2 protein-coding genes are annotated in these 3,640 nt (G+C 50.0%); both read left to right on the top strand.

What is annotated here, in order from left to right:
* Positions 1-2,424 (top strand): condensation domain-containing protein (locus ABIA61_RS26600; protein ID WP_404581514.1); only part of this gene is annotated, 2,424 nt, incomplete at its 5' end.
* A gap of 134 nt (positions 2,425-2,558) precedes the next feature.
* Positions 2,559-3,640, top strand: a 1,082-nt coding sequence (locus tag ABIA61_RS26595) for an AMP-binding protein (protein WP_404580145.1), incomplete at its 3' end; no start/stop codon positions are given.

The raw sequence follows: 3,640 nt of genomic DNA, 5'->3' as shown, positions 1-3,640 counted from the left end.
TTCCGTGATCCCCGGATCGATCTGATCAAGCTGACCCCGGCTCATCTGCATCTGGTGCACGAACTGGGGCTGGTGCAGGACAGCACGATCCGCCGAATGATCGTCGGAGGAGAAAACCTGAGCGCGAAGCTCGCGGCGGGGATTTGGGAGCAAAGCGGGGGCACGGTGCGCCTGTTCAACGAATACGGCCCGACGGAGACCGTCGTCGGTTGTATGAGTTATCTGTATGATCCGGCCCGTCCGATGGGCGAGTATGTGCCGATCGGCCGTCCGGCAGCGAATACGAGCATTTATGTGCTGGATCCGTATGGACAGCCAGTGCCGACCGGGGTCGCAGGCGAGATGTACATTGGCGGAGACGGGGTAGCCCGGGGGTACCTGAACCGGGCGGAGCAGACGGCGGAGAAGTTTGTGGCGAATCCCTTTGTGCCGGGGCAACGGATGTACCGGGCGGGTGACGTAGCGCGCCGGCGGATCGACGGGGAGCTGGAGTATATCGGCCGCACGGACGATCAGGTGAAAATCCGGGGCTACCGGATTGAACTGGGGGAAGTGGAAGGTGCGATTCGGGCGCTGACTGCGGTCCGGGAGGTGGTAGTGATTGCCCGCTCGGCAGAGAGCGGATGGCAGGAGCTGTGTGCCTACGTCGTCACGGACGGGAACATGACGGGTAGAGAATTGAGGGCAGCGCTGAGTGCGTCGCTGCCGGAGTATATGATCCCGACCTACTTCGTGCCTCTGGAGGCGCTGCCGCTGACGTCCAACGGAAAAATGGACCGCAAGGCACTGCCCGCGCCGCAGGCGTACGTGGAGCCAGGTGTTGCTTATGCACCGCCGCGCAATGCAGTCGAGGAGCATCTCGTCTCGATCTGGGCAGAAATACTTGATGTAGAGCGTATCGGAATAACGGATTCATTTTTTGACAAAGGGGGACATTCACTCAAAGCTACAACACTCGTTTCCCGAATTCAAAAACAGATGGATGCATCCATCTCTTTGAAGGATATATTCCGCTTTCCGACCATTGAACGTTTGTCGGAGCTGATTACCGGGCTGGATTCACATACGTATTATTCCATTTCGGTTGCTGCGGAGCAGGCATATTATCCAGTATCTTCAGCCCAAAGACGCCTGTTCCTCGCAGGTCAGGCTGAAGGTGCGCAGCTTACGTATAATATGCCAGGTGTGTTGATCGTTACTGGCTCTCTTGATGTCCACCGTCTGGAACAGGCCTTCCAACAACTCATAGGGCGGCACGAATCTTTGCGAACCGGGTTTGAACTGGCAGCAGGAGAGCCAGCACAGTTTATTTATCCAAATGCTCCGTTTGAGGTTGAGCTGCTTCACGCAACGGAGGATCAAATCGATTCTTGTATCTGTGAGTTTGTGCGTGTGTTCGACCTGCAGCGCCCTCCGTTGCTTCGTGTTGGAATCATTCAAACAGATGCTGAACGCCATATTTTATTATTTGATATGCATCACCTGGTATCGGACGGGGTTTCGATGAACATCTTGGTCCAGGAATTTATAAGACTGTATGGCGGAGAAACGTTACCGCCGCTTCGTATTCAGTACAAAGATTATGCAGTCTGGCAGCAAGCTCAAATAGCAGATGGTGCATACAAGCGCCACGAGGATTACTGGCTGGAGATGTTCAAAGGAGACTTGCCCCAGCTGGAGCTGCCTACAGATTATGAAAGACCAACAGTGCGCAGCTATGAAGGAGATGTCCATCATTTTGTAATTGAAAAATCTCTTGCACAGGAGTTACAGCAGCTTGCCGTCAGTACGGACGCAACGCTCTTTATGGTATTCATGGCTGCATATACCGTTTTACTGGCTAAATACAGTGGACAGGATGACATGATTATTGGTACCTCCGTGGCGGGAAGAACCCACGCCGACATGGAGCCGTTAATTGGAATGTTCGTCAATACACTGGCGGTGCGCCATCAACCATTTGCTGGAAAAACATTTTCCAGTTATGTACAGGATGTAAAACAAACGATGCTTAATGCATACGAGCATCAGGATTATCCGTTTGAAGAGATTTTGAAACATTTGCAGCTGCAACGTGATCCGGGACGCAATCCTTTGTTTGACACTATGCTGGTATATCAGAATATGGGTGAAATAGCAGTTGAAATGGACTCCCTCGTCTTTTCTTCTTACGAACAGTCACGGAAAAGTGCCAAGTTTGATTTAACGTTATATGTTCAGCCCGAAGGAGAACAACTGCGATGCGAGTTTGAATTCAGCCGGTATTTGTTTGAGACGGAAACGATTCATGTACTTGCCACAGATTTGTTGTCCGTTCTGTCTGAAGTGGTACAACAGCCGGAAATTCCTATTCAGGACATTAAATTAATTGAAAAAAGGGTACCGGATGAAAGTGTTATTCGTTCCATTGAACTGAGTTTCTAATTCTTGCTTTCGGAAGGAGAGGGTGTGTAAGACACATTCTCTCCATTTCGGAAGAGGCTGAATAAGTTGCTCTATAGATGCTATTTAGATGGTTATGTACCATAATTCATCATTAACATACTGGGGGTCAGATCATGTCAGAGTTTAAACAACAGGAGTTATTTTGGAATCAAACGTTTCAAGCTGACGATGCACCTACGGCCTTCCCATTTTGCAATTCTGCTTCTAAGGGTGGAGCAGAATTACACATAAATGGACGGGAAACCCTATGTGAACCGTTATCTGCAGCAGTCTCACAGCGGATTTTACAACTGTCTGGCGGTTCCAGCATGGCGGTTTTTATAATTCTGTTAGCTGGGGTAACCAGTTTATTATATAAATACACAGGCGAAAATAACGTTTTGCTCGGTATACCCACATCAAAAGATGTACATAACCGGATCAATAAATTTCTTATTATTAAAAGTAAACTGGAGCCCACTCATTCATTTAAGTCATTATTTAATGAGGTTAAGCAGTCGTTAAGCGATAGTTTGGAGCATCAAGGGCTGCCTTTCAGAAAAATGGCCGGAAAACTCCGCATGCAATATGATTCGGCCAACCATCCTGTCATTCCTACGCTTGTTGCATTGGATAGCCTCCATTCACTTCTGGAAACAACCAATGTAAATGTGGATACACAGTTTCATTTTGTAATGAAGAAGGATGGCATTAATGTTCAGCTTCAGTACAATGTGCAAAGTTACGAAGAAGCTTATATCAAGCAACTGGTTGCGCATTTAAACCACCTTTTATCTGTGATGCTGTTTCAACCGGATCGGGCACTCGGTGATATAGAGACGCTGCCGGAAAATCAGAGTCAGGAATATCTATACCGCTGGAACGATACGGCGGCAGATTATCCGCGGGAGCAGACGGTGGAGCAGCTGTTTGAACAACAGGTGGCGCGTACACCGGAACAGACGGCAGTCATCTGCGAGGATCGCAGGCTTACCTACCGGGAGCTCAATGCTCAGGCCAATCGGTTGGCGCATAGCCTCCGGGCAGCCGGGGTGCAGGCCGACCATCGGGTTGCGATCTGTGCCGGACACAGCGCAGAGGTGGTCATCGCCATTCTCTCCGTCCTGAAAGCAGGCGGGGCCTACGTGCCGATGGACCCGGCTTCTCCGGATGAACGGATCGCCTACATGCTTCAAGATTCAGGCGCTCGCATCGC

The sequence above is a fragment of the Paenibacillus sp. RC21 genome (assembly GCF_044907935.1).
GTDB lineage: Bacteria > Bacillota > Bacilli > Paenibacillales > Paenibacillaceae > Paenibacillus > Paenibacillus terrae_A.
Note: the sequence above shows the minus strand (reverse complement) of the source record. Positions and strands in the feature narration are given on the sequence as shown.